Annotated in this window: 23 protein-coding genes and 1 pseudogene; 10 read left to right on the top strand and 14 right to left on the bottom strand. The window is 63.1% G+C overall.

Going from position 1 to position 21754, the window contains the following annotated elements:
- Positions 1-52: 52 nt before the first annotated feature.
- Together ACK4MH_RS02830 and ACK4MH_RS02825 are read right to left on the bottom strand one after the other, a co-directional pair.
- On the bottom strand, positions 53-589 hold the full coding sequence (locus tag ACK4MH_RS02830) for a hypothetical protein (protein ID WP_409714456.1): 537 nt from the start codon (positions 587-589) through the stop codon (positions 53-55).
- Positions 582-1097: a hypothetical protein gene (locus ACK4MH_RS02825; RefSeq protein WP_409714453.1), complete on the bottom strand. Its 516-nt coding sequence runs from the start codon at positions 1095-1097 to the stop codon at positions 582-584. Before ACK4MH_RS02825 ends, ACK4MH_RS02830 begins: the two co-directional genes overlap by 8 nt.
- A 283-nt stretch (positions 1098-1380) precedes the next feature.
- Here ACK4MH_RS02825 and ACK4MH_RS02820 point away from each other — a divergent pair, with 283 nt between their 5' ends.
- The 4 genes from ACK4MH_RS02820 (at position 1381) to ACK4MH_RS02805 (ending at position 5359) form a co-directional block, all read left to right on the top strand.
- A complete protein-coding gene (locus tag ACK4MH_RS02820; RefSeq protein WP_409714450.1) occupies positions 1381-2823 on the top strand; it encodes a hypothetical protein in 1443 nt (480 codons plus the stop codon).
- 82 nt (positions 2824-2905) lie between these two features.
- A complete protein-coding gene (locus ACK4MH_RS02815; protein WP_409714447.1) occupies positions 2906-3439 on the top strand; it encodes a hypothetical protein in 534 nt (177 codons plus the stop codon).
- Positions 3440-3507: 68 nt separating this feature from the next.
- Complete coding sequence (locus ACK4MH_RS02810; protein ID WP_409714444.1) at positions 3508-4449, top strand: hypothetical protein; 942 nt, start codon at positions 3508-3510, stop codon at positions 4447-4449.
- Between the two features lie 85 nt (positions 4450-4534).
- Entirely contained in the window at positions 4535-5359 is an 825-nt protein-coding gene (locus ACK4MH_RS02805; RefSeq protein ID WP_409714441.1) for an ankyrin repeat domain-containing protein, read from the top strand.
- Here the strand turns inward: ACK4MH_RS02805 and ACK4MH_RS02800 are convergent, their stop codons facing one another.
- A complete protein-coding gene (locus ACK4MH_RS02800) occupies positions 5360-5722 on the bottom strand; it encodes a hypothetical protein (RefSeq protein WP_409714438.1) in 363 nt (120 codons plus the stop codon).
- Positions 5723-5759: 37 nt separating this feature from the next.
- Positions 5760-6764, bottom strand: a complete 1005-nt coding sequence (locus tag ACK4MH_RS02795) for a DNA/RNA non-specific endonuclease (protein ID WP_409714435.1) — start codon at positions 6762-6764, stop codon at positions 5760-5762.
- Between the two features lie 256 nt (positions 6765-7020).
- Here ACK4MH_RS02795 and ACK4MH_RS02790 point away from each other — a divergent pair, with 256 nt between their 5' ends.
- Both ACK4MH_RS02790 and ACK4MH_RS02785 read left to right on the top strand, forming a co-directional pair.
- On the top strand, positions 7021-7185 hold the full coding sequence (locus ACK4MH_RS02790) for a hypothetical protein (protein ID WP_409714432.1): 165 nt from the start codon (positions 7021-7023) through the stop codon (positions 7183-7185).
- A 110-nt stretch (positions 7186-7295) separates the two neighbouring features.
- Positions 7296-8393, top strand: coding sequence for a Fic family protein (locus tag ACK4MH_RS02785; RefSeq protein WP_409714429.1), 1098 nt, complete (start codon positions 7296-7298; stop codon positions 8391-8393).
- Between the two features lie 301 nt (positions 8394-8694).
- Here the strand turns inward: ACK4MH_RS02785 and ACK4MH_RS02780 are convergent.
- Positions 8695-9078, bottom strand: a pseudogene (locus tag ACK4MH_RS02780) (restriction endonuclease); the annotation flags it as partial.
- 79 nt (positions 9079-9157) lie between these two features.
- Here ACK4MH_RS02780 and ACK4MH_RS02775 point away from each other — a divergent pair.
- Positions 9158-9850: an IS6 family transposase gene (locus ACK4MH_RS02775; RefSeq protein WP_409714427.1), complete on the top strand. Its 693-nt coding sequence runs from the start codon at positions 9158-9160 to the stop codon at positions 9848-9850.
- A gap of 60 nt (positions 9851-9910) precedes the next feature.
- Here ACK4MH_RS02775 and ACK4MH_RS02770 read toward each other — a convergent pair whose 3' ends face one another.
- The 6 genes from ACK4MH_RS02770 to ACK4MH_RS02745 form a co-directional block, all read right to left on the bottom strand.
- Entirely contained in the window at positions 9911-11230 is a 1320-nt protein-coding gene (locus ACK4MH_RS02770) for an HlyD family type I secretion periplasmic adaptor subunit (protein WP_409714424.1), read from the bottom strand.
- Complete coding sequence (locus tag ACK4MH_RS02765; RefSeq protein ID WP_409714421.1) at positions 11227-12987, bottom strand: type I secretion system permease/ATPase; 1761 nt, start codon at positions 12985-12987, stop codon at positions 11227-11229. The genes ACK4MH_RS02770 and ACK4MH_RS02765 overlap by 4 nt, the downstream gene beginning before the upstream one ends.
- Positions 12984-13760, bottom strand: coding sequence for a hypothetical protein (locus ACK4MH_RS02760; RefSeq protein ID WP_409714418.1), 777 nt, complete (start codon positions 13758-13760; stop codon positions 12984-12986). Before ACK4MH_RS02760 ends, ACK4MH_RS02765 begins: the two co-directional genes overlap by 4 nt.
- Positions 13738-14463, bottom strand: coding sequence for a hypothetical protein (locus ACK4MH_RS02755; RefSeq protein WP_409714415.1), 726 nt, complete (start codon positions 14461-14463; stop codon positions 13738-13740). Before ACK4MH_RS02755 ends, ACK4MH_RS02760 begins: the two co-directional genes overlap by 23 nt.
- A gap of 23 nt (positions 14464-14486) precedes the next feature.
- Positions 14487-15725, bottom strand: a complete 1239-nt coding sequence (locus ACK4MH_RS02750) for a hypothetical protein (RefSeq protein ID WP_409714412.1) — start codon at positions 15723-15725, stop codon at positions 14487-14489.
- A gap of 445 nt (positions 15726-16170) precedes the next feature.
- Positions 16171-16548 carry a DUF3060 domain-containing protein gene (locus tag ACK4MH_RS02745; protein WP_409714409.1) on the bottom strand — a complete coding sequence of 126 codons (378 nt, stop codon included), beginning with the start codon at positions 16546-16548 and terminating at the stop codon, positions 16171-16173.
- A 281-nt stretch (positions 16549-16829) separates the two neighbouring features.
- Here ACK4MH_RS02745 and ACK4MH_RS02740 point away from each other — a divergent pair, with 281 nt between their 5' ends.
- Both ACK4MH_RS02740 and ACK4MH_RS02735 read left to right on the top strand, forming a co-directional pair.
- Positions 16830-17117 (top strand): SemiSWEET family sugar transporter, encoded by a 288-nt coding sequence (locus tag ACK4MH_RS02740; protein ID WP_409714406.1) that lies wholly within the window; start codon positions 16830-16832, stop codon positions 17115-17117.
- Positions 17118-17222: 105 nt separating this feature from the next.
- Entirely contained in the window at positions 17223-17432 is a 210-nt protein-coding gene (locus ACK4MH_RS02735) for a hypothetical protein (protein ID WP_409714403.1), read from the top strand.
- Between the two features lie 381 nt (positions 17433-17813).
- Here the strand turns inward: ACK4MH_RS02735 and ACK4MH_RS02730 are convergent, their stop codons facing one another.
- A complete protein-coding gene (locus ACK4MH_RS02730; RefSeq protein WP_409714400.1) occupies positions 17814-18146 on the bottom strand; it encodes a helix-turn-helix domain-containing protein in 333 nt (110 codons plus the stop codon).
- A 159-nt stretch (positions 18147-18305) separates the two neighbouring features.
- Positions 18306-18809, bottom strand: a complete 504-nt coding sequence (locus ACK4MH_RS02725; protein WP_409714397.1) for a thermonuclease family protein — start codon at positions 18807-18809, stop codon at positions 18306-18308.
- A gap of 800 nt (positions 18810-19609) precedes the next feature.
- On the opposite strand from ACK4MH_RS02725, the gene ACK4MH_RS02720 reads away from it, so the two are divergent.
- Positions 19610-20299 (top strand): IS6 family transposase, encoded by a 690-nt coding sequence (locus tag ACK4MH_RS02720; protein WP_409714394.1) that lies wholly within the window; start codon positions 19610-19612, stop codon positions 20297-20299.
- A gap of 116 nt (positions 20300-20415) precedes the next feature.
- On the opposite strand, the gene ACK4MH_RS02715 is transcribed toward ACK4MH_RS02720, so the two are convergent.
- Positions 20416-21738 (bottom strand): fibronectin type III domain-containing protein, encoded by a 1323-nt coding sequence (locus tag ACK4MH_RS02715; protein ID WP_409714391.1) that lies wholly within the window; start codon positions 21736-21738, stop codon positions 20416-20418.
- Positions 21739-21754 lie beyond the last annotated feature (16 nt).

Below are 21754 nucleotides of genomic sequence, written 5' to 3'. Positions count from 1 at the left end.
GGACGTCGCCGCCCGAAACCCCGCGATCCGCCCCCGGATCGCGGGGTTTTCGTCATTCGCTGCGACAAAGGCTTTCCGTCGAGGTCTCGACCATTCGCACGAACTGCTCGACCGCGCTGGAGCGGGACGACATCGGGCCCTCCTCGCGCAGGAAACCGGCGGCCAGGGCGCGCGCCAAAGGCTCGACCAAGGCGGGCGCTGTAATGTGGGGAACCGCTGCGGCATGAACCTGAAGAGCGCGGACGAAGTCGGCGATGGCGCGGTCGATCTTCCCGGTCTCGATCGGCGACACGGCGCTCAACCGTCCAGCGACCGCCTGGCCCGTCTGGGCCGCCAGGATACGCATGTCGCCAGCGACCACAGCCCCGCCCTGCTGGCCCTGCTCGGCCCAGACCTGCGACAGGGCCACGCCCCGATCCATGCTCTCGCCCGGGTCCGGCTGGGCCGCGCCTTCCAGCACCGCCCCCGCCAGTCCCGCTATGGCCTTAAAAGCGACGCTGGACGCCAGCGACCGGACATCACGCGCGTCGGAAGGGCCGCTGTTCGCGTTGACCCCGCCCGCCGCCGTGACCGCGCCGGTTTCAGCCACCGGTCGCGCGCCTGTAGTCTCCATTGAGATCGGCGCCCATGCCGCAACCGTCATAGTCGGTCGTCACACTGGCGGTCTCGCCGCTGATCCGCACCGTCACCACATAGGCATGCCCTTGAAGGTCTTGGGCGGTCACGCTGCTGATGTCGCCTTCGAACGGCACGACGGCGCCGTTGATCTGATCACCCGCCAGCGACCCTTCGGCCTGCAGTTCGCAATCCGCCGGGGTCGAAGCGCCCATATCGGTCGGCACGCCGCCCCGCAGGCGAATCTTCCAGCCGCTCGAAGCCTGTTCCAGCGTCAGGTCGCCGACCCGCGCGCCCTCCATCCTATAGGCGCCGGCGATCACGGGTGATGCGACCGGAGACGACACCTCAGCCTTCGGGGCCGCATCCGCCGCAGCCTCGTTAGCGGGGCGATCAGCCGCCGCCGGCTGACCACAGGCCGACAGGCCGATCACCAGAACCGCGACCGGCATCGACCGGGCGAAACTCATCCGTCGTTTCATGGAATGGCCTTTAATGGGTTGACGCCAGAGACGCTGGAGGCAGCGGAGGCAGTGACGGACATAAGACGGCTCCAGAACAGGGACGCATTGATCCGTGCCGTTATTCTGATCCGATCGGGCGGCGACAAAATCGGGGATTTCCCTAGCCGCCCGCATAAGCCGGCCGACCCCATAGGGGTTGTCCCTAGCTATGGACGCCCCTGACTTATCCGGGCCGACACCTCCGCCTAGGCTCTGCACGAAACTCGCGCCAAGCGCCGGGAACTGCATCCAGGAGTCTTCCATGACCGCCACTCCCGTTTCGTCGTCCAGCTATGTGGCCGCGCCGCCCTCGCAACCCATAGCCAGCACGGTCTCCACCAGCCGGGTCGATCAGGCGGTCGGCACGATCCGCGACCGGCTTGAGGAAGGCTGGTTCAACGACGTTTCCCACGGTGACCTGAAGGACATCAACCAAACCCTGGCGGGGTTGAACGCCGAGGAGCGCAACGCCGTCATCTCCGAACTGTCCGACGCCGAGCTGAACAAATGGACCGGCGAGCTCGACAACGGCGGCGGCGTCCTTGGCATGGGGGAAGGTCTCAGCGTGGATGAACGCCGCGACCTGCACGCCGACCTCGGCGGTTCCCTGGATGCGACCCAGCTGGAACGCCTCTACAACGCCTATGACAACCGCGAGCAGAAGCTGGAACTGGCCCAAGGCGTAGCCACCCACGCCACCGCCGATGTAAAGACGGATTTCGTCGGAGAGCTGGCCGCCCAAATCACCGAGAACGACAGCCTTGGCGGCGTCATGATCAGCGATCTGGGCGATACGGAAGGCTTGGCGGTCGCCAATGTTCTGTCCAGTCTGGGCGGAAACCAGACCGCCCTGGGCGCGGCCTATGGCAAGCTGAGCGACACCCAGTTGTCGGGCGTGTTCGAGGCGGCGACCCAACAGGTGATGTACGCCAATATGTCGGGCGGCGCGCCGACCTACTCCTATGACGCCGGCCCTCTTGGCGATGTCATCGACGCCGCCGCCACCAGCACCGACGCCGAGTTGAAGGCCCGCGTGTTCGAACTGGCCGGCCGCCAGATGGAGACGGTCTCCGGCGCCAACGGCGTCTTCACCCCCACCGTCGGCTCGGGCGAGGCCGCCGACCAGATCCGCTCCAGCCTGGAAGGGCTGCTGAAGTCCGATGTCAACGGCGTGGTCGAGGCGCTGGAGCAGGACTATCAAGCCGGCAAGGGCATGACAGCCTTCCTGCAGGAAACCCTGGGTCAGGAGGGCGGGGCCGAGACCATCCGCGGCTTGGTCGATCAGCTGGCGCGCGGCAATGACCTAAGCGGCGACTTGCTGTCGCGCTTCACCGCCTCGACGCAACAGGACGGCGGCGTCTTCTTCCCGGCCGCCGAACGGATGGGCTACTTCTCCGGCGCCCTGCATCAGGCGTTCGAGGGCGTGAACAAGAGCGCCGCCGAGAACGTCGATACCCTGAAGACAATCTTCGGCTTTGCGACCGGCAAGCTCCCGGGGCCGGGCGTCGGCGACGCTACGGGCTGGCTTACCGAACAGGCCATGGATACGGCCCTGAGCGAATACCAGAGCGGCCAGGCGGACCTGTTCGAGAGCATCGTGGACCTGACCACGCCCACGGCGGCCGACGGTCGACCCTATGACGGTCCTGCAGAAGTCAGCTACAATGAGGGTTGGGAGTCCGTGACGCGGATTCCGCTGAACTGACAGCTCGCTCTCCATCGATCCGAAAGGACGCCGCTTGCGATCTCCGCGACTGATCCTGATCGCTGCGACGGCGATGACCCTGATGTCCTGTGAACAAAACAAGGCCGTCTCTCCGTCACCGGCGACGCCTGTAGCAACTGACGAATTCATTGCGGCGAGCGCCGACATCGACCGGTCCAGCCTCCCGGCCCTGATCGCCGCCTTCGACGCCGATCCCGTCGGCGTCATCGACCGGCTGGAACGTGATATCGGCGGCCAGTCCGCCCTGCGCCGCTATGCGACCGCCATGGTCGAACAGGGACAGGCCGAAAATCTCGGCCGCCAGCTGACCCTCATCCTGAACCGGGGCGACGATCTTGCCCGTCCCGATAATCAGGACGGCGCCGTCTGGTATCCCCACGCCGAGGACGCCGGCTTCTTCGCGGGCGGCGTCGGCGCCGTTCTGTCGTCGCACCCGGACGCCCTTGCCGCCTTCTCCAGGGGAACCGGCCGTTCTGCTCCGGCCGCCAGCGACGACCTGCAAGCCTGGCTGTCTGCGGCCGTCGCCGATTTGCCCCGCCCTGCCCGCTCGGCCTTTGACGACGCTTTCCGCGCCGCCGCCTATCAGCCCGACTAGGGAAGACCCCAGCATCGCGGTTCGCCGACCCGCGCTAGCATCGCTCCCATAGTTATCGGGAGGCGGCCATGCAGATCGACCGGATCGGCGCGACATCGTTCCAGAACCAGAACTCGGTTCACGACACAGTTCCGACTGGGGCGACCTCCGCTGGCCTGACGTTCGACCCGCGTATTGCTCAGGACTGGGCCGCCCCACAGACCTTCGCACCCAAAGCTTTCTCAGACGCCGGCGCAGTCGCCGCGCCCTCGGAAAAGTCCGACGTTTCCAATCTGGACGAAGCCCGCACTCACCTGGCTCTTTCGGCCGACGTCTATAACGACACGCCTAATCCACCCGACGGCTGGCGTGTGGCTGGCCAGGACGATCTGGACCGGTTGCGTCTGACACCCGACCTGTTGGAGCGTCCGGACGCCAGCTTCCGCGCCCGCGTCTATGTCAGCGATGAGGGCGGCGAGACCCGATATGTCGTCGCCTTCCGCGGCTCGGCGACTGGCGATGACTGGATCAACAACGGTCAGCAGGCGATCGGCGCCTCGTCCGAGCATTATGACAAGGCCCTGCGCATCGGACAGAGACTGGCCGCCGTCGGCGCCGACGTCGCCCTGACCGGCCATTCGCTGGGCGGCGGCCTGGCCTCGGCTGCCGCTCTGGCATCAGGCCACGAGGCAGACACCTTCAACGCCGCCGGCCTGCATTCCTCGACCATCGATGCAGCTCGGTCAGGCGGCCGCGCCACCCCGGACATCGACGCCTTCTATCTGCGCGGTGATCCGCTCAGCGCGCTTCAGGACGGCGGCGACCGCCTGATCGTCGGCGGCCTCGGCGCGATCATTCTCGGCCTACCTGGCGCGCTGCTGGGCGGCGCGGTCGGTGACGCCGCCCCCGCCGTCGGCGATCGCATCCCGATCGAACCGACCCCGCCCGAGGGCCAGTCATGGTGGGATGCCGGCCCCGGAGCCCTGCACGGCGTCGAATGGTTCCAGTCCAGCCTGGATGCGGCCCGCTGATGCAGGAACGCCCTCGACCCGCCGGCCGTTGAGCGTCAGGATGACCAGACACGTCTTCACATCGATTGTTCTTGCGGGAGTCCTGATGAGCGGCTGCGACGCCCGCGCCGGCGCCTTTGTTTCCGGCACCACCCTGCCCACGGCCGATCAAGTCCGGGCCTTGGGCGCCCAGGGTCATTCGACCCGCCAGATGGTCGAGGCCGTGCGCGATGGCGACGCAGACGCCGCGCGTCGATTGCTGGACGCCGACCCGGCCTTGGTTCGGATCAGCGATGGCCGCGACCTGGATCTACTGACCCTGGCGATATCGCGCGACGACCCTGCTATGGTTCGATTGCTGCTCGCCAAGGGCGCTTTGCCCGACGGTCCGAACGGCGAGGTTCCGCTCAGCCTTGCTCTGCGGGCGCGGGAACCCTGGTACGCCCTGACGCTGCTTCAGGCCGGCGCCAGGCCCGATCCGATCCGCGCCGACGGCTTCTGGCCGCTGGACGAGGCGATTTCGCTCAACTCGCTAGGCGCCGTTCGCCTGTTGCTGGATCATGGGGCGGATGTGAACCGCGCGGATCGCACCGGCGGCACGCCGCTGGAAAGCGCGGTGGCCATGCAGAACTACAGGATCGCCGAACTGCTGCTGGAACTCGGCGCAGATCCATGGGCCGTAGGCGTAAATGGCGACACGATCGCCGCCGCCGCGACCACTCCAGTTCGGCCGGGAGAGCCAGAAGAAGCCCAGGCCCGCGACCGCGTCCTGGCCCGGCTCAAGGCCGCGGGCTGGCGCCTACCACCGCCTTCAGCCGAGGCGGTGCGCGCCCAGGTCCTTGCTGGTCGCTGGCCCCCCGCCGAGGCCCAGGGCGGTCGCACCCCATCCCCCGAAATCGTCGACCGGATGCGTCGCCTCTGGCCGGACTGACTAGTGGGGCTTTAGCCGCGCTGGCATGATGTTCAACGTCTTGGGCGTCACCTTCCAACGCGCTGCGTCGTCGTACTCGAACTCGATCCGGGTCTTCAGTTCCTCGCGCTTGATCTGCACCAGACAGGTCTTCCAAGGCGACTGCCCGTCGACCTGCGTCACAGCCTGCAACTCGACGAAAAGATCGTGCAAGTTCGTATTACGTGGCGCGCCTGCATGCGCCTGTCCCTGGAGATCGTAACTGTAACCGCTGACTTGGCTGGATCCGCCATCCAGAACCGCCACGACCGAAATCGCCGACCATTTACGATCGGCGTAGCGTTCGTCGGCGATGATCATGCCGCCGATCTGTTCGATCAGCATGTCGGCGCGGTCTTGATCCACCGCGATCTCCTCAGGTTCATCCGTTCAGCAGACCCGTCGTATCCGAAGACGGCGTACGATCGAACGTATGATCGGCCTGGTTCCGGAACAGGACAGTGTTCTCATAGACGATGTCTCCGCTGGCGGCGCTCAGCACCTCGTAGGCGACACGGACCTGCACAGGTCGATCCCCGCCGCCAAGCAGGTCGATCGTGACCCGCACCTCGGCGCCGGCTTCGACCCAGTCGGCCATCTCGTTCTCGAGCGTCTTGTAAGCCGAGATGTTGAAGTCGCCGTTCTGGGGGAAAAGGTTGTCCAACCCCTGGTCCTTGACGAAACGATGGCCGATGATGTGCCCGCCATGGTCGCCCTCGACGCCGCGATCCTCCGCATCACCCTGCGCCCGCGTCTCGGCGCTGCTTCGCTCGAGATCGGTGAAGACCTCCTTCAGCGTCGCCTCGGCCCGAACGGGACGTCCCTGTGCGCCCAGGGTCCAAGTCGCCTCGTTGCGCCCGACGACCGCCGTCCGCTCCGTACCTGTCGCCGCACCAACCGCGGATAGAGTAGCGGTCGCAGTGACCGGGCCGACCTCGGCCAATGTCGGGCGCGATCCGAAAGACAGGACCTGACCCAACGTCCGATCTACGGCTTCGCCGAGGCCCGACGGCTCCGGACGCGTCAGGGCCAGGCCCACGACCGTCCCGTCGATACGCCGCGTCAGATCGAAGCTCAGCGGCGTCGCTGCTCGCGCCACGGTGTCTACCGTCCCGTCCAGCAGGTCGCGAGCGCCGCCGGCGACCCCGTCAGCCAGGCCGCCAACCGGCCCCTCTACCACCGGCCCGAGCCCTTCTCCGAGGGCGGTGATGACGCCGACCACATCCGAAGTCAGCCGCGCCAGGTCCAGCGGGGCCAGCACATCCGTCAGGTCATTCAGGACTTGCACGGCCCCCTGCACGTTCAGTTGCGCCAGTTGCGACACGCCCTCCGCCAGCGCCCTGACATCAAACACCCCCGCCAACCGGCTCTCGGCCAGCAATTGCATGGCCGGCGACGGGACATTCTGCTCCGGCCGAGACGGTCCCATACCTGTATGCGAGTGGATCGCTGACATGAGGCGCGCTTTCGCTATTCAATACCGGCAGACTAGAGACGACAGAGACCAGCGCGAGCTGGGATTGTCCCTAGTGGGACAGAGACCAGCGCGAGCTGGGATTGTCCCTAGTGGCCAAGGGAGGAAGGCGGGCGTCGAACAGCAGTCCAGTTTCTCCGAATGCCGACTTAGGCGCAAAGGTGCGGCGGTGAGCTACCTGGATCACGCCAGATGGGAGCCCGATGAACAGCGCATCCTCTGCACCAGCCAGACGGCCTTCGCCCGACTGAAGGACCTCGTCGGTCGGCCGCTCGCGGCGAAAGGCGTGTCCATCGCATTGCAACCCTCCGGCCCCCGGCAGCTCGCGGCCTGATCGAGAGGCATGCGGTGAATAGACCCGACAATCACCGCACAGCTTGCGTCGATTACATCTTGCCCTTGAGGCGAATAGCATACACATTCACCGCAGGAAGCGCGGCAAATATGACCTACATCCACGAACTGGCCGATTGGCCCAACCTGACCTGGGACGACAGCGCCCTCGCCCAACCGCTCGCCGCCGTGCGCCATCGTCAGGGCCGCCTGATCGGCCGCATGGAGGCCTTGGGCTTTCCGCTGCGCGAAGAGGCCGTCCTCCGCACCCTGACCGAGGACGTGCTGAAGTCCAGCGAGATCGAGGGCGAAGTCCTGGACCGAGACCAGGTCCATTCATCCATCGCTCGCCGCCTGGGCATGGATGTCGTCGGCCTGGTCCCAGCGGATCGCGACGTCGAGGGCGTCGTCGAAATGATGCTCGACGCCACCCAGAGCTATGGCGAGCCGCTCACCGCTGACCGCCTGTTCGGCTGGCACGCCGCCCTCTTCCCGACGGGCCGCAGCGGCATGACCAAGATCACCGTCGGAGCTTGGCGCACCCCAGACGGCGACCCGATGCAGGTCGTCTCAGGACCGGTCGGCCGCGAACGCGTCCACTACGAGGCTCCGGCCGCCGACCGCCTGAACGCCGAAATGACAGCCTTCCTGAATTGGTTCGAAACGGCTGCCCCCGACCCGGTTCTAAAGGCTGGCGTCGCCCATTTGTGGTTCGTCACCAACCACCCCTTCGACGACGGCAACGGCCGCATCGCCCGCGCCATAGCCGACCTCGCCCTGGCCCGCGCCGAGAGTACGGCACAGCGCTTCTACAGCATGTCCGCCCAGATCCGCGCAGAGCGGAATGCCTATTACGAGACGCTGGAGGCGACCCAGAAAGGCGGCCGGGACATCACCGCCTGGCTGCTGTGGTTCATCGCCTGCCTCGACCGCGCCTTCGACGGCGCCGAGACAATCCTAGCCAGCGTCATGCGCAAGGCCCGGTTCTGGGAGGCCCTGGCCGATCAGCCGCTGAATGAACGCCAGAGAAAGGTGCTGAACCGGCTGCTCGACGGTTTCGATGGCAAGCTGACCAATGCCAAGTGGGCGGCGCTGGCGAAGACGTCGCCCGATACGGCGCTCCGCGATATCAGCGATCTAGTCCGGCGGGAAGTTTTGGAAAAGGATGCTCACGGAGGGCGCAGCACGAGCTATTCGCTGGCCCGTTGACCTTCACCAAGGTGCACATTGTGCGAGCCCGCCGACTTGCAAACGCCGTGAAAATCGCCGCTTACGTTAATTGAAGACGGACTGGCGCATCATCGCATCGAGGCAACGAGGCAACGAACGTCATGACCTTGTACGACTTGCGGCAGCCGGGCACAAAGCTTTGAGTCCTACGCTCAACATCTTCATCCATATCAAAGGTGGCCCGGGAGAAGTGTCACAGCGCGCGGCGGGTATCGAAGAGATGTTTCGGGTTTATTGGAACCTTTATGACACTCTACTTGCCGGTGGCCGTCATGCAGCCCTAGAACGTCTTTTCAAATAAAATTTCAGCAAGGTCGGTCTTTGGCCACCATACAAACTCGCTGCTCAGAGCGTAGCGCTGGCACAGGCCGATGATCTTGCGGCCATCACCGAGAGCCACCCGAGACGGAATAATCTCAAGTCTTTCAGCCAGAACCACTGGTCGAAAGCCGGACGATGATAGAAGAAGCCCTTTTGCTGCGGCTTGAGAAACGACCACCTCAGCAAACTGCGAGACGACTGTGGCACCAACCAAAGCCGGCGCGGACCAGTGCTTCACTTCAATAAGGTAACGCGCTCCATCAGCCTCGACCTCGAGGTCAACCCCCCCATCCTTCGCAAGGCGTGTCAGCGTCGTTCGAAATCCCAACCCTTCGCAAACTTCCGCGAGTAGGTGCTGTCAGTCTAACGCTAACTTGTCTCCACTGCAGACCGCCTAATGGCCTGATCGGAGATCGCAATTCGTGAAGCCGCTATCGTTCAAGCGCCATCGCTTCCCCGCGGCGGTGATCCGCCAGGCAGTATGGCTCTACTTCCGCTTCAGCCTCAGCCTTCGCGACGTTGAAGAGCTGATGGCCGCGCGTGGAATCGATGTGAGCTACGAGACGATCCGCTGCTGGACGATCAAGTTTGGACCCCAGATCGCACGGCGGTTGAAGAAGCTTCGCCCCTCCCCTTCTCCCCGCTGGCATCTCGACGAGGTGGTTTGCTCGATCGGTGGGAAGCGGATGTTCCTATGGCGCGCGGTAGATGATGAAGGCGAGGTGCTGGATGTTGTCGTCCAGCGACGGCGAGACACCGACGCCGCCTTGAAGCTGCTCCGGCGTTTGCTGCGGAACCAACCTGTCGAGCCCGAGAAGATCGTCACCGACGGGCTCGCGTCTTACCAAGCGGCCTTGAGCCAGCTTGGCCTTCGGCACCTGCATTCCCCAGGCCGTTTGCGGGAGAACAATCGGGCGGAGAACTCCCATCTGCCGATCCGCCGGCGAGAGCGGCAACAGCAGCTATTCAAATCCCAGGCTTCAGCCCAGCGTTTCCTCACTACACACGCCGCGATCTACAACACCTTCTACATCCAGAGACATCTCGTCAGCCGACCAACGCTCCGCCGTCTTCGCGCCGGAGCCGAGGCGGCTTGGGTGGCCGCAGCTGCCTGAGATTTCGTCGGGTGGGGACAGTTGCGGCCCGCCTCGATTAACCTGACAGCGCTCGAGAGCCTAACCGTCGCTGCCCGCTTTCCAAATGCTGCGGGACAGTGGCTCAACGAGATACGCCAGAGCTGTCCGCTTACGGGTCAGGATGACGACTTCGACCGGCATGCCTGCTCGGATCGTCTCGGCAGATGGTCCGAGCTTGGCGAGCTCTTCGCGAGGGAGGACAATCTCCGCCCGAAAGTGCCGTTGCCCAGTTTGGTCGTTTGTTATGGCGTCAGGCGAAAGGAGCATGACGCGGCCGCGCAGGATCGGGGGGTTCTGCCGTTTCAGGCCGGGGAACCGCACTTCAGTGGCCAGTCCGGGAAACAGACTGTCGATGTAGATCGGATCGACCTGTGCAACGATCACCTGAGCGGCGTCATCAGGGACGATCTCCATCAGCACCTGTGCGGGCTGCACGACCCCGCCCTCGGTGAAGGTCGATAATCCGACGACCTCGCCTGAGGATGGGCTGCGGATTTGCGAGCGAGCGATCTGGTCGCGCAGATCCAAGAGGCGCGGCACAGTGTCATTGAGTTGCACTTCCATCTCGCGCAACTGTTCGGCCACCTCCTCCCTTAAGGTCGTCGGGACTGCTCGGATTTGTTCGTCGATCTCCAGACTTTGCTGCTGCGTTCGGGCGGCCTCTGCCCGCAAGTAGCCGGCTTGACCGCGAAGCTCCGCCGCCGCGCGCTCGAGAGCACGAACCCGCGTGACCGGCGCATAGCCACGGGCGGCCAAAGCGCGAACGCCTTCCAGTTCGTCGACGACAAGGCGCTGTTGCTCGGCGTTCGCCTCGGCTTGATTACGATATCCGTCGGCCTGATCGCGAAGCTGCGCGATCCGTAGACGCAGGGCTGTGACTTGTGCCGTTCGACTGTCTCGACGTGCGATCATCTGCCGTCGTTGAATTTGCAAGGCGTCCTCGACAAGCGCTCGGTCTGTTTCGGACAGGTCAATCAAGCCATAGGGCATTTCGAACTGACTATGCCCTTCACGCTCTGCGATCAGTCGCGCCTTTTGGGCAAGACCGGCGATAACCTGCGACGCCAGGGCGCGCTCAGATGCGCGCAACTCTCCGCTCGCCAGTTCCATCAGAATCTGGCCTTGAGCGACGTGTTCGCCCTCGCTGACAGCCAACCGGGCGACGGTGCCGCCTTCGCGATGCTGAACCGCCTGTCGATTGCCAGACACGGCCACCTGCCCCTGAGCGTAGGCGCCTGCCGACAGGGGCGTGATAGCCGCCCATCCCAAGAAGATCGCGAAGAAGCAAATTGTAACAACCAATCCGATCCGAACTTCCCGTCCCATCGCATCGCTGACGTCGGCTTCGATGGCGCTCATTCCGCGGCCTCCCACGATCGACTTACGGTTCGGTCGTCAGGGGCGGGCTCGCCAAGCAGAGATTTGGCTCGCGGTTCACTGCTGTGAATTGCGCCGTCCTTCATCACGACGATGCGGTCTGCCAGAGCTAGGACGCGGGACGTGTGCGCAACCAAGAGAATGGCGCACCCTCGCCCGGAGGCCTTGGTGAGGCATGTTCTAAGAGCCGTTTCGCCCTCACGGTCGAGGTTTGCATTGGGCTCGTCCAAGACGAGTAAAGCAGGTGCCCCATAGAGTGCACGAGCCAGAGCTATGCGCTGGGACTGACCGACCGAAACTCCCGAGCCGCCTAACCCAAGGACGGTGTCGTAGGCATTGGGGAGTTTAAGAATCATCTCATGACAGCCGGCGGCGATGCTGGCGTCGATCACGCCCTGATCGATCTCCGCGTTGGTGACCGCGCCGGCAATCGCGAAGCGGGAGATGTTGTCTCGGATGGTGCCCGGGAACAGCGTCGGCACTTGAGGGAGATAGCCGATGAACTTGGCTAGTTCGTCGCCGTCTCGAGCGCGATATTCGGCGCCCCCCAATCGAATCTCTCCGATTGTCGGAGCAATACCGCCGGAGGCGACCCGCGCCAGCGACGTCTTGCCTGAACCGCTGTCGCCCGTGACGCCGACCACCTCTCCCGGATTGATGACAAGGTTAAGGTTGCGAAGCTGGGGGGGCTGGCTATCCGCCACGCGCAAGGATACTCCGCGAAGCTGAAGACGCCCCTCCGGACGAGGAAGGCCCGTGCGATGCGGGTTCTCGGTTCCGACGTTGCCGAACAGATCCGAAAGAGCGTTCCAGCTCGTTCGCGCTTGAACGAGTGCGGTCCAGTTGCCAACAAGTTGCTCGACCGGTGCCACGGCCCGGCTCAGAAGAATCGACGACGCGATGATCGCGCCGGGCGATATTTGGCCTTTGACGACGAGATAAGCCGCGAGGCACAGGGACGCCGCCTGCAGGGCCAACCTGACGAAACGAATCCAGCCTGAATAGACGCCGGCGGTAAGCTGGGCCACGGCGGATTGGCGAACGGCATTCTGTCGCTGCATCAGTTGCCGGCGAACAGTGACGGCGACCATTCCGAGCGCACGCACAACTTCCGCGCGAGCCGCGATTCCATCCTGCGCGGCATAAGCAGCGGCGTTGTTGTTGATCGAACGCGCAAGTCGTTCGCGGTTTTCTCGCTCGTTGGCGAGCGCCAAGAGGATCAAACCGCTTCCGCCGACAAGCGTCAGGAGCCCAATCGCCGGATGAAGCATGAAGCAGACCAGCAAATAGAGAGGCGTCCAGGGCGCATCAAGCAAGGCCAGCGCGCCGGGGCCGGAGATACAGGCTCTGACCTGGTCGAGTTCCCGAAGGCCGGCCTCGGTCGGGCGGCGCTCGGTCCGGGCGACGATCACCCGCTCCAGGATCGGCTGTGAAAGTAGGCGCTCCAGCTTGATGCTGGCCCGGAATAGAATTCGCCCGCGAAGCCAGTCCAGAACAGCTAGGCAAGCCAGCGCGAAAACGGCGATGCCGGTCAATAGTCCCAGCGTGCCCAAGCCCGCCGTCGGGACCACGCGGTCGTAGACCTGCATCATGTAGAGGGTGGGAGTCAGGAACAGGAGGTTGACTAGGGCGCTGAAGAAAATCGCCCAGCGCAGGTAGGGCCGACAGGACCTGATGGCCTCATCGAGCGGCGTAGCGGGTAAACTCTTTTGTCGCCTTGGAACCGGAGCGCGACTCATTGATCGGCACTCGCCGGCAAGCGGGAAACCGCTTCTGCCAGTTCGCATGCCTCAGCGAGAACCTCGGCAGCCCAATCGAGGGCGATTGACCACTGGCCCGTGGCGCTAAAGGCTGCCATGACCTCCCCGATCTGAGGGCCCCGACCAAGGAATGCTGGCGCCAGTGGAAGAACAGGCGCACTGATCAGCCCTGCTCTCGCCAAACCGCCGTGGATCAAACTTCGGCCGACCCGACCGTTACCGTCCCGCAGAGGATGGCATACGACAAAGATGCAGAACGCGGCCAGTGCCGAATTGATGGGGCAGTTGCATGCACTTTCTGCGGCCATGATCAAATGCGGCCAGCTATTTTGTTGAGCCCGCGGCGCATAGACGGTCATGCGCCCAGATGGATCTGGATGAGTTTGCATTCTCGACGCCGCGTAGCCGACCGCTCGACCGCAGAGCCGACCAGCGAGCTCAGCGATCTTGTCGGCGGCGAGCGGACGATCGGCGAGATGCCGCCATGACGACAGAAGATGAGGTTCAATCGCGGAACGCTCGAAGACCCTCTTTACAAGCCGGGGATGCTCAGGTCTCCGATATCGAAGCGAGATCGCGGCCGCACGGGTCTCGAGACCAAAGGTGTCGATAAACGCTCTAGAACTGTTGTCCAATGCTGTGATTCGCGCTTGCAGCTCAGGAAGCGCTCTACACTCCATCAGACCGGCAACGGCGGGCACTTCGAGGATCGAAACACTGTCCGTGATGTCACGCACACTGAGCAGGGTCATCGATCCAGGCGACAGTCAGATTGTTCATTCGTTCAAAGCTATCCCGCGCATCGACGGCCAAAGTCCACTCGAACTGAATGTTCCGCACGCCGAAATGCTCGAGAACAGCTGGCGACAGCCATACGAACTCCTTGCCGAACGGAATGCGTGGACGCCCGTCAGTCAACGGTCGCCGTGTTTCGTCAATCCTCGGCTCCGTCGCATTGTCGATGCATTCCAGAATTGCTGGATCTATTCCGCGCCTGCGAAGCCCTTCGCCCAAAGCGCGAGAAGTCTCATCGATCAACGCGGAAACTCCCTCGCTGATGAGTTGGGGCCTGTGGCGCCGCAGCTTCTCCCACAAGGCCGGAGTACTATGAAAGAGCAGCGTGGAACCCTCGGTCACTCGCGCAGAGCGCGCTGGTAGGACGGCGTAGAGGGCGCAAAATGAGAAACAGCTTCCCACTGTTTCGACAGTAGCATCAGTCCTTTCCAGAAGGCTGACGACTCTTGGCGCCGCTGCGGTCGATCCACCCGTACTGTGAATTTTCAGTTCGCCGCCGGGACGCAACTTCTCTTCAAGAAGTGTGACGGTTCCGTCGCCGACAAACCCATTTACTGACACGCCCGCAGGGGTCTCGACGACAGCACCGTCAGTATTTTGCGCTGAGGCGCAGCTAGCGGCGATCATCGCCGCCAGCGTCACTGAAGTAATTCTACGCATACTCAATAACCCAACTATCATTCTTAGCTACCAGACCATCCCTGGGCGAGTTGCATCTTGCGGACTTCATAAGCCGCTTCATAGAACCGTGCCTTTGCGAGTTCCTTCCCGAAATATCCATCGGAAACAGCACTCGAGACGATGTCGAAGCCGAGCGAGGAAAAGAAGGCCAACGTCGCGGAGGCCGCGGTCGCCGGTGCCATCGCGACCTGTTGAGCGAACGCGATCCCATAGCGCCCTTCACGAGAGTAATGTCCTTGACGCTCCTCAGCTCCAGCAATGGAGTTCCACTGCACGTCGTATTGAGGGGGAACAAACTGTATGAGTTGCCCCATCTGATTATAAATCCGGAAGCCGTCGGGGGTGACCTCGACCGAGCCGAGTGCAGTTCCATCCGCATTGGTAACATCCGCTCGCCAATAGCTCGCATTCGACTCACGCACCGTTGCTGCCTGCGAGTCAGGCGGGATGTCCGTCGCTGAATCAACGAACTTCTGGTAGAGGCCCAAAAGCCCCTCAGTATTTCGCACTGCGCCAGCGAGGTCCAGCGTCTCGACCCCCCGGCGGAACCAATCAGAACCGGACGCGTCGATAATTTTGGACTCGTCTATCCCCCACAAAACTGAACGGGCATGCATCGTGATTACGATGTTGTCTGGGCCGCCGGGGTTCGGGACGAAAGTCGTCTCGGCCCAATAGGTTAGGATTTCTTGCTGTCCGGATGCAGTGTTCATGTACGCAGTCTGCCGTGCGACCGTTCCGCCATTAGTGAAGTCATTGCTCGCCGGGTCAAATCCTGACCAACTATTATCATAGTTGGTCAGCCCGGCTGCCTCGAGGAACTCCGGGTCGATCTCGCCCCAGTACAATTCGCCATTCAACATGTGCTCTAGACTATCGTAGCCCGGACTCGTCCAAGTGTAATCTTTCTGCCCTTCGTAGTTGACCTCGAAATAACTCGAGTACGTTGAACCACCGAGCAGCACTTCATACTGGAGCCACAGCTCTTCTGTGGTCAATTGCTGACCGCCGGTATCACCGCCCGAGTTTCCGCCGCCGCCAGGGTCACCAGGATACCAGCCGTCGCCCGTATCGTAAGGATAGGAATTCAGAGAGACCATACCTTCCTCTTCCGCGTCCTTTTCGCTTTCGACCGCGGCGGTCCACTCAGCCCAATCGCCCGGCAGGCCCCTCGTCGCGTCATCGTTCAAAGGAGGGGGCGGCGCACTCTCGCTACCGGTTTCAACCAGCCAGTCCGTCATCTCTAAAACTCCACAGCCCATATTATGGTGGAGTTTGTGCACGCGGCATCTTAGCGCGCACAAGTTGTTCTAGACGCCTGCGACTTTCGGTCGCATAATTTATAACTATTGCGAAACAGATAGTTATCATTAGAGCGACAGGGCGCCCGGTGAGGATAGCCTCAAGCCCGGCTTGATCACGGTTCAGACGGACGACTGGATTAGTCGGCTGAGCGCGCTGCAGTCCGGCCGCCCCCAATCCATCGCCGACGGCATCCGCATCCGAGACATCAAGGTTGCCGTCGGTAGCAGCGATGCCAGCAAGATACTGACCCGCGCCGAGGCGGGCGACCGGGGGCTAGCCTTATCGGGACCTGGCGGCTTGGCCCCCGAACGATCAAGACCGCCACCTCGAAGGATGACAGCCTCGCTAGAGCGCCTTAGGCTCGCCTTTTATCGAAGGCGTTCAATTTAGCCGCATCACTTCATTTTCCACGCCCTCTACCCTGATGCGAGGGCGACCTGTGGAACTCCAGCGTAGTTGATTACCTGCGCCCGCCACGGTCACATGCGCGTCGGGCGCCAGATTGATCTCGACCTTGTTATCCACCCCCGCAAGATCGAGCCCGGCGCAGGTTCCGGTCAACTCAATGACATTGCCTGACCCGGCGATGACGACCTGGCGACCATCGCATGGTAAAGCTTGGCGCTGATCCACGCCATTGAGCTCTAGGGTTTCGCTCGTCCGGGAGGTTGTTCCGGATTGTTCAAGCGGGCCAGCTGCGGCGCTGAACGCTAGGGCGACACCAAAAGCGAGCGTGGTGACGAACAATCGATTAGGCATAGGCGGCCTCATGATTTGGTATGCCGAAGGGTCACCGGTGATCATGGCAAAAGATCGCCCTCCAAAAAAAGCGGACCTCGATAGCGGAGCCTGAAGGCTCGACGCTCAATGTCACGGAACGGCTGGGCAAGTGGGCATTGGTTTTTGTATGAACCTCTTCGCCAACATGCTGATCGGCGCTGACAGTCTACTGAAGTTGCTGACCCACCGCGAGCGCTTCCTGTAGTCGGGTACGCTCCCGCACATTGGAACAGGGCTTCGCTACGCGCCGTTGCGAGCCCATGAACGACCTCGTGGCCAACATTGTCGGATCGGCTGCAGCCATCTGCTCCATCACCAGCTTCGCCCCTCAAGGGATCAAAATCTGGAAGGAGCGAGACGCCTCATCAGTCAGCCTCAAAACATATTCGCTGACCGTAACCTGCTTCATTCTGTGGGTCGGGTACGGCGTGATGACCCAGGCTTGGCCGGTGACCGTGTCTAATAGCTTCGCGCTCGTGATGGCGTCGGGAGTGCTCTTCATGAAGTGGCGCTTCCGAGACGGCGACCCGGAATCGAAAGACGCCTGAACCCAGTCGAGGCGGCACAAAGGGCGGGTCTGGCCCCGCCGAGTAGGGGGCGTTTTTGGAACTGGTAGCGCGGGTCGCTGTTGGCGCTCCCAGCAGGAGAGCCCAATGGATCAGCACACTTTCAACACCGCCGCCGCTTCGTTCAAGGCGGGCAACATCAAACTCGCCACGAAGGTGAAGATCACCAACCCCGGCGTACTCGCCATCGGCGGCTTGGTGTCCAGCATCCTGCTTTCAACCACTGTACTCGTTTGGGTTTTGACGTCGGCTACCCGGCGGCATCCGGTACCGACCGGCTTGTGCCGCGGGTGCTAGCCGATCAACGACGGCGCCAGACTTCTTTGCCTTCGACCGCCACCGACTGAACTTGCTAGCTGCGGAGTGTGCAAACTACCTCGCCTCGGCTTGGTGTCGCCGGCCAGAACTTCTCGCCGAGCACATATTCCACCCCTGCGATGACGGTGTCTTGGGCGGGTGCACCACCGATGGCGACGCCATTTCTCGCCGTAATGCCCAAGCAATCGGCGGCGGCTGCGGCTTGCGGATCTGATGCCACTGTATAGGCGCACCCTGCCAGAATGAGGCGAGTAGGAGAACGCAGGAGCGCGTGACTTGATCACTCTGATGGTTCGACGCTGTCGAGACTAAGGCGCCAACCAAACATCGCTATTGCTCCGTCATCGCATCCCGCTCTGACTAGCGAACAAACGTCTCCATCATTCGCGTGACTGCCTCGCGCTGTTTAGCATCGAGCCTGCTCCACGCCCTGATCATCCGGCCCGCTCCCGGCTGCGCTCCGACCTCCTCATCAAGCAACTCCGATGCTTCGCATTCCAAAGCGTCCGCGATCCGGACGAGCTTGGACGAGGCGATACGGTTCGTCCCCTGCTCGTACTTCTGGAGCTGTTGAAAGGTCACACCGATCGCTGAGCCAAGGGCCTTTTGGCTCAAGCCAAGCGCTTCGCGCCGTACCCGAACACCCTGGCCAATGCGTGCGTCGATCCGCTTTTCGTATTCAGTCTGGGACATGGTGGCACGTGAAAACCGTAGGTCGAAGGCACCGTCAAGCGCCCACTACCTCACTCGCGGATAAACCCGCGCACAGGTGGCGGTTTAGCCCAAGTACGCGCCTCCAGTTTAACTTCTCGTGGCAGGGTTAGCGACAGCCGCCTGCGCATTACAGCAGGCTCAGCGCTGGCCAGCGCGCCAGCTCCACGGGGTAACGAACTGTCCCGACCAGAGGCCTTTGCGGGCCTGTTCGGCGTCGTATTGCTGCTCGGCGTGTTCGCCGTCGCTGTAGCGGGGATAATCCAGAGCCCAGCCGGCGGCGACCATCCACCCGCCGAGGTCACGGCGGAAGGTTTTGCAGTCTTCGTCGCGGGCGCAGTCGGCGGTGACTTCGCAGCGCGCGACCATGCGCCCCCAGCGGTCGGGGCGGCCTTGGGGCGTGCAGGTCACCGGACGGTCGTTGATTAAGCTGTCGAGGTGTCGGGCGGCCTCTGTGCCGCAGCGGTAGGCCTGGCCGTCGCGTTGGCAGGACTGGCGGCTCTCGGGCGCATCGATCCCCCACAGGCGCACCCGCTGGCCGCGGATCTCCAGGGTGTCGCCGTCGATGACGGTGGCGCGGCCGACGAGGGGTGTCGTGGTAACGGCGGACTGGAGGCTGACTGCGAGAACAAGGGCGGTGATCATGGGGTGGTCCTAGCCGAGACGAGGCGGAAGATCGTGCGGGTTTAGCGGCTGCGGCGCAGCGACCAGATCAAACCGGCGATGGCGCTGACCAGGGTGGCGACGGCGAGGATCAGGTCGGGCGTGACGGACATGGGTTGTCTCCTTTGGAGCCAGTATCCGCCCGTCCAGGACCACCGCAGGGAGATTGCCTCATCTCGGCGACAAAGCCGGACGTAAGCTCAACTCCCGCCTGGGATTGCCAATCGGATGTTATGCGCGGCTCAAACGTTGCCTCCAAATCGGATGCCCTCCAGCAATACGAACGCGGCTTAGCGGCGCCAGGAACCGGTGAACCGCCGTACCAGGTCAGTCATGCCCGCTTTCGCTTTGCCCGAGATCGATTTCTCCGAACCGCTGCAATCAGCCAGAGGCTACTTGGTCAGTCTCCACTGGTGGGTTTTGCACCACGCCAAGGCATCAGGTCGCGTAGGAGATTTCCGCCATCCACACTGCGCGATGAATTTTCAGCTTTCACACTAGCTGTTGGCGAAGATGCAGCCTCGCAGCCGCCAGCGTGTTGTGACCGTATAAGCATGCCCACCTCACGCCCCCTTCCCCCGATCGTCTATCACCCGGCCTACAGCGCTCCGCTTCCGCCCGGTCACCGCTTCCCCATGCAGAAGTACGCTCGCTTGGCAGAGGTTTTGGTGCAAGAGGGGCTGATCGGACCTGAGGGGCTGCATCTCCCTGGGTGCTGTCAGTCTAACGCTAACTTGTCTCCACTTCAGACCGCCTAAAGGCCTGATCGGAGATCGCATTTCGTGAAGCCACTATCGTTTAAGCGCTATCGCTTTCCTGCGGCGGTGATCCGTCAGGCAGTCTGGCTCTACTTTCGCTTCAGCCTCAGCCTTCGTGACGTTGAAGAGCTGATGGCCGCGCGTGGAATCGATGTGAGCTACGAGACGATCCGTTGCTGGACGATCAAGTTTGGACCCCAGATCGCACGGCTGAAGAAGCTTCGCCCCTCCCCTTCTCGCCGCTGGCATCTCGACGAGGTCGTTTGCTCGATCGGTGGGAAGCGGATGTTCCTATGGCGCGCGGTAGATGATGAAGGCGAGGTGCTGGACGTTGTCGTCCAGCGACGGCGAGACACCGACGCCGCCTTGAAGCTGCTCCGGCGTTTGCTGCGGAACCAACCTGTCGAGCCCGAGAAGATCGTCACCGACGGGCTCGCGTCTTACCAAGCGGCCTTGAGCCAGCTTGGCCTTCGGCACCTGCATTCCCCAGGCCGTTTGCGGGAGAACAATCGGGCGGAGAACTCCCATCTGCCAATCCGCCGGCGAGAGCGGCAACAGCAGCTATTCAAATCCCAGGCTTCAGCCCAGCGTTTCCTCACCACCCACGCCGCGATCTACAACACGTTCTACACGCAGAGACATCTGATCACCCGCCCTACCCTTCGTCGCTTCCGCGCCGAAGCCGAGGCGGCGTGGGTGGCGGCCGCCGCCTGAGATTTTCATCGGGTTACGACAGTTGCGGCCCGCCTCGATTAACCTGACAGCGCTACAACCATTCATTCAAGGGGGAAGAACGGCGACAGATGGCCGGCTTCCTCTCGCGCTCTGGCCTATTGGTCCCCGTTCGGCAACGGCTCTTGCCTCGGCACGCCGTCGTGCCCTTTGAAAAGGCGAAAGCCATCAAGCAGCCGTCCTGTGGCTGTGAACGCGCGATAGACGATGGCGTCACCGGACACGTCGAGCGTCTGGAAGGTCTGGGTCCGTTCCGCCATCCGCTCGGCCCAGGTCAGGTTGGCCACTGGATACATCTTCGGCCCCGCGACCGACACCACATAGGTCGAGCCGTGGTCCGACCGATGATCCGGCCCCGCATTGCCCATGATACCTTCGCCGATGGCGCCGCGCGCATAGCCGTGGTCGTGCGCCTGGAGCACCAGGTCCACCTTGTATTTGTCGATCAAGGGCTTCAGCGCGTCACGGACACGCGAGTTGTCGCGGTCGGGATCGATCGAGAACAGAGGGAAGTGTAAAAACATCACTGTCCAACGATTGGGATTGTCGGCCAGTATCTGATCAAGCCACCGCACCATCTCACCGCGCATGGCCTCGTCGCCATGGAACAAAGGCGCGTCGATGGAAATCAGGCGCATGCCCTGATAGTCGACGGCCCAGGCGGTTTCCTTCAGCCGCTCCACGCCCGCCGGTCCGGTTTCCGGCAGGGTGAACTGGCGGCGCCATTGGGGATTCAGGATCGGGCCACGGCCGTATTCGTGATTGCCCGGCGTCGGCATCTGCGGCGTCTGGGCATATAAGAAGCCGCCGGAGGCGAACCACTCGCCCCACTCGTTGTCACTGTCGTGCCGGTTGATCAGGTCGCCGGCATGGATGACGAAGGCGGCGTCGCCGGCCTTGCGGAACCCCATCCGCAGCGTGCGCGAGGCCTCGCTGAGAATATTGTTCTGCATGTCCCCCATGTAAAGGAAGGTGAAGGGCTCAGGCGTCTCCGCCGCCGTCCTGAACTGGAACCATTCGGACCAAGTCTGACCCGACCCAACCCGGTAGACATAGACCGTCGCCGGCTTCAGCCCGGTCATCACCGCCGAATGGTAGGCGGCCTTGAAGTCCGGGGCCTCGCGCACCACCAGCACAGCGTCGTCAGTTTCAGCCGTCAGGCGCGTCGCCGAAGCGATAAAGTCCGGCCCATCGAGCGCCTCGGCGACCTGAACCTCACCTGTCATCCCAGGCGCGGTCCGCCACGTGACCGCCATAGCGTGAGCGGGATCGGCGGTGAGATTGAGCACAATTCGTTCGGGCTGCGCCGTCGCCGGGGCGATGGGACGGTCGGAGGCCTGGACCGGCGCCGGCTCGGGCCGCTGCTCGACCTGAGCTAGGGCCTGCCCTCCGCCCAGGGCCGCAAACGCGGCCCCAAGCATCAGCGTCGTCATAAGC

The sequence above is a fragment of the Brevundimonas sp. genome (assembly GCF_046295075.1).
Taxonomy (GTDB): domain Bacteria; phylum Pseudomonadota; class Alphaproteobacteria; order Caulobacterales; family Caulobacteraceae; genus Brevundimonas.
Note: the sequence above shows the minus strand (reverse complement) of the source record. Positions and strands in the feature narration are given on the sequence as shown.

Bases quoted from the DNA above. Each gene is read 5' to 3' on its own strand.
- ACK4MH_RS02825 (WP_409714453.1), bottom strand. From the start codon at position 1,097: ATGAAACGACGGATGAGTTTCGCCCGGTCGATGCCGGTCGCGGTTCTG.
- ACK4MH_RS02820 (WP_409714450.1), top strand. From the start codon at position 1,381: ATGACCGCCACTCCCGTTTCGTCGTCCAGCTATGTGGCCGCGCCGCCC.
- ACK4MH_RS02815 (WP_409714447.1), top strand. From the start codon at position 2,906: ATGTCCTGTGAACAAAACAAGGCCGTCTCTCCGTCACCGGCGACGCCT.
- ACK4MH_RS02810 (WP_409714444.1), top strand. From the start codon at position 3,508: ATGCAGATCGACCGGATCGGCGCGACATCGTTCCAGAACCAGAACTCG.
- ACK4MH_RS02805 (WP_409714441.1), top strand. From the start codon at position 4,535: ATGAGCGGCTGCGACGCCCGCGCCGGCGCCTTTGTTTCCGGCACCACC.
- ACK4MH_RS02800 (WP_409714438.1), bottom strand. From the start codon at position 5,722: ATGCTGATCGAACAGATCGGCGGCATGATCATCGCCGACGAACGCTAC.
- ACK4MH_RS02795 (WP_409714435.1), bottom strand. From the start codon at position 6,764: ATGCAATTGCTGGCCGAGAGCCGGTTGGCGGGGGTGTTTGATGTCAGG.
- ACK4MH_RS02785 (WP_409714429.1), top strand. From the start codon at position 7,296: ATGACCTACATCCACGAACTGGCCGATTGGCCCAACCTGACCTGGGAC.
- ACK4MH_RS02770 (WP_409714424.1), bottom strand. From the start codon at position 11,230: ATGAGCGCCATCGAAGCCGACGTCAGCGATGCGATGGGACGGGAAGTT.
- ACK4MH_RS02765 (WP_409714421.1), bottom strand. From the start codon at position 12,987: ATGAGTCGCGCTCCGGTTCCAAGGCGACAAAAGAGTTTACCCGCTACG.
- ACK4MH_RS02760 (WP_409714418.1), bottom strand. From the start codon at position 13,760: ATGACCCTGCTCAGTGTGCGTGACATCACGGACAGTGTTTCGATCCTC.
- ACK4MH_RS02755 (WP_409714415.1), bottom strand. From the start codon at position 14,463: ATGCGTAGAATTACTTCAGTGACGCTGGCGGCGATGATCGCCGCTAGC.
- ACK4MH_RS02750 (WP_409714412.1), bottom strand. From the start codon at position 15,725: ATGACGGACTGGCTGGTTGAAACCGGTAGCGAGAGTGCGCCGCCCCCT.
- ACK4MH_RS02745 (WP_409714409.1), bottom strand. From the start codon at position 16,548: ATGCCTAATCGATTGTTCGTCACCACGCTCGCTTTTGGTGTCGCCCTA.
- ACK4MH_RS02740 (WP_409714406.1), top strand. From the start codon at position 16,830: ATGAACGACCTCGTGGCCAACATTGTCGGATCGGCTGCAGCCATCTGC.
- ACK4MH_RS02735 (WP_409714403.1), top strand. From the start codon at position 17,223: ATGGATCAGCACACTTTCAACACCGCCGCCGCTTCGTTCAAGGCGGGC.
- ACK4MH_RS02730 (WP_409714400.1), bottom strand. From the start codon at position 18,146: ATGTCCCAGACTGAATACGAAAAGCGGATCGACGCACGCATTGGCCAG.
- ACK4MH_RS02725 (WP_409714397.1), bottom strand. From the start codon at position 18,809: ATGATCACCGCCCTTGTTCTCGCAGTCAGCCTCCAGTCCGCCGTTACC.
- ACK4MH_RS02715 (WP_409714391.1), bottom strand. From the start codon at position 21,738: ATGCTTGGGGCCGCGTTTGCGGCCCTGGGCGGAGGGCAGGCCCTAGCT.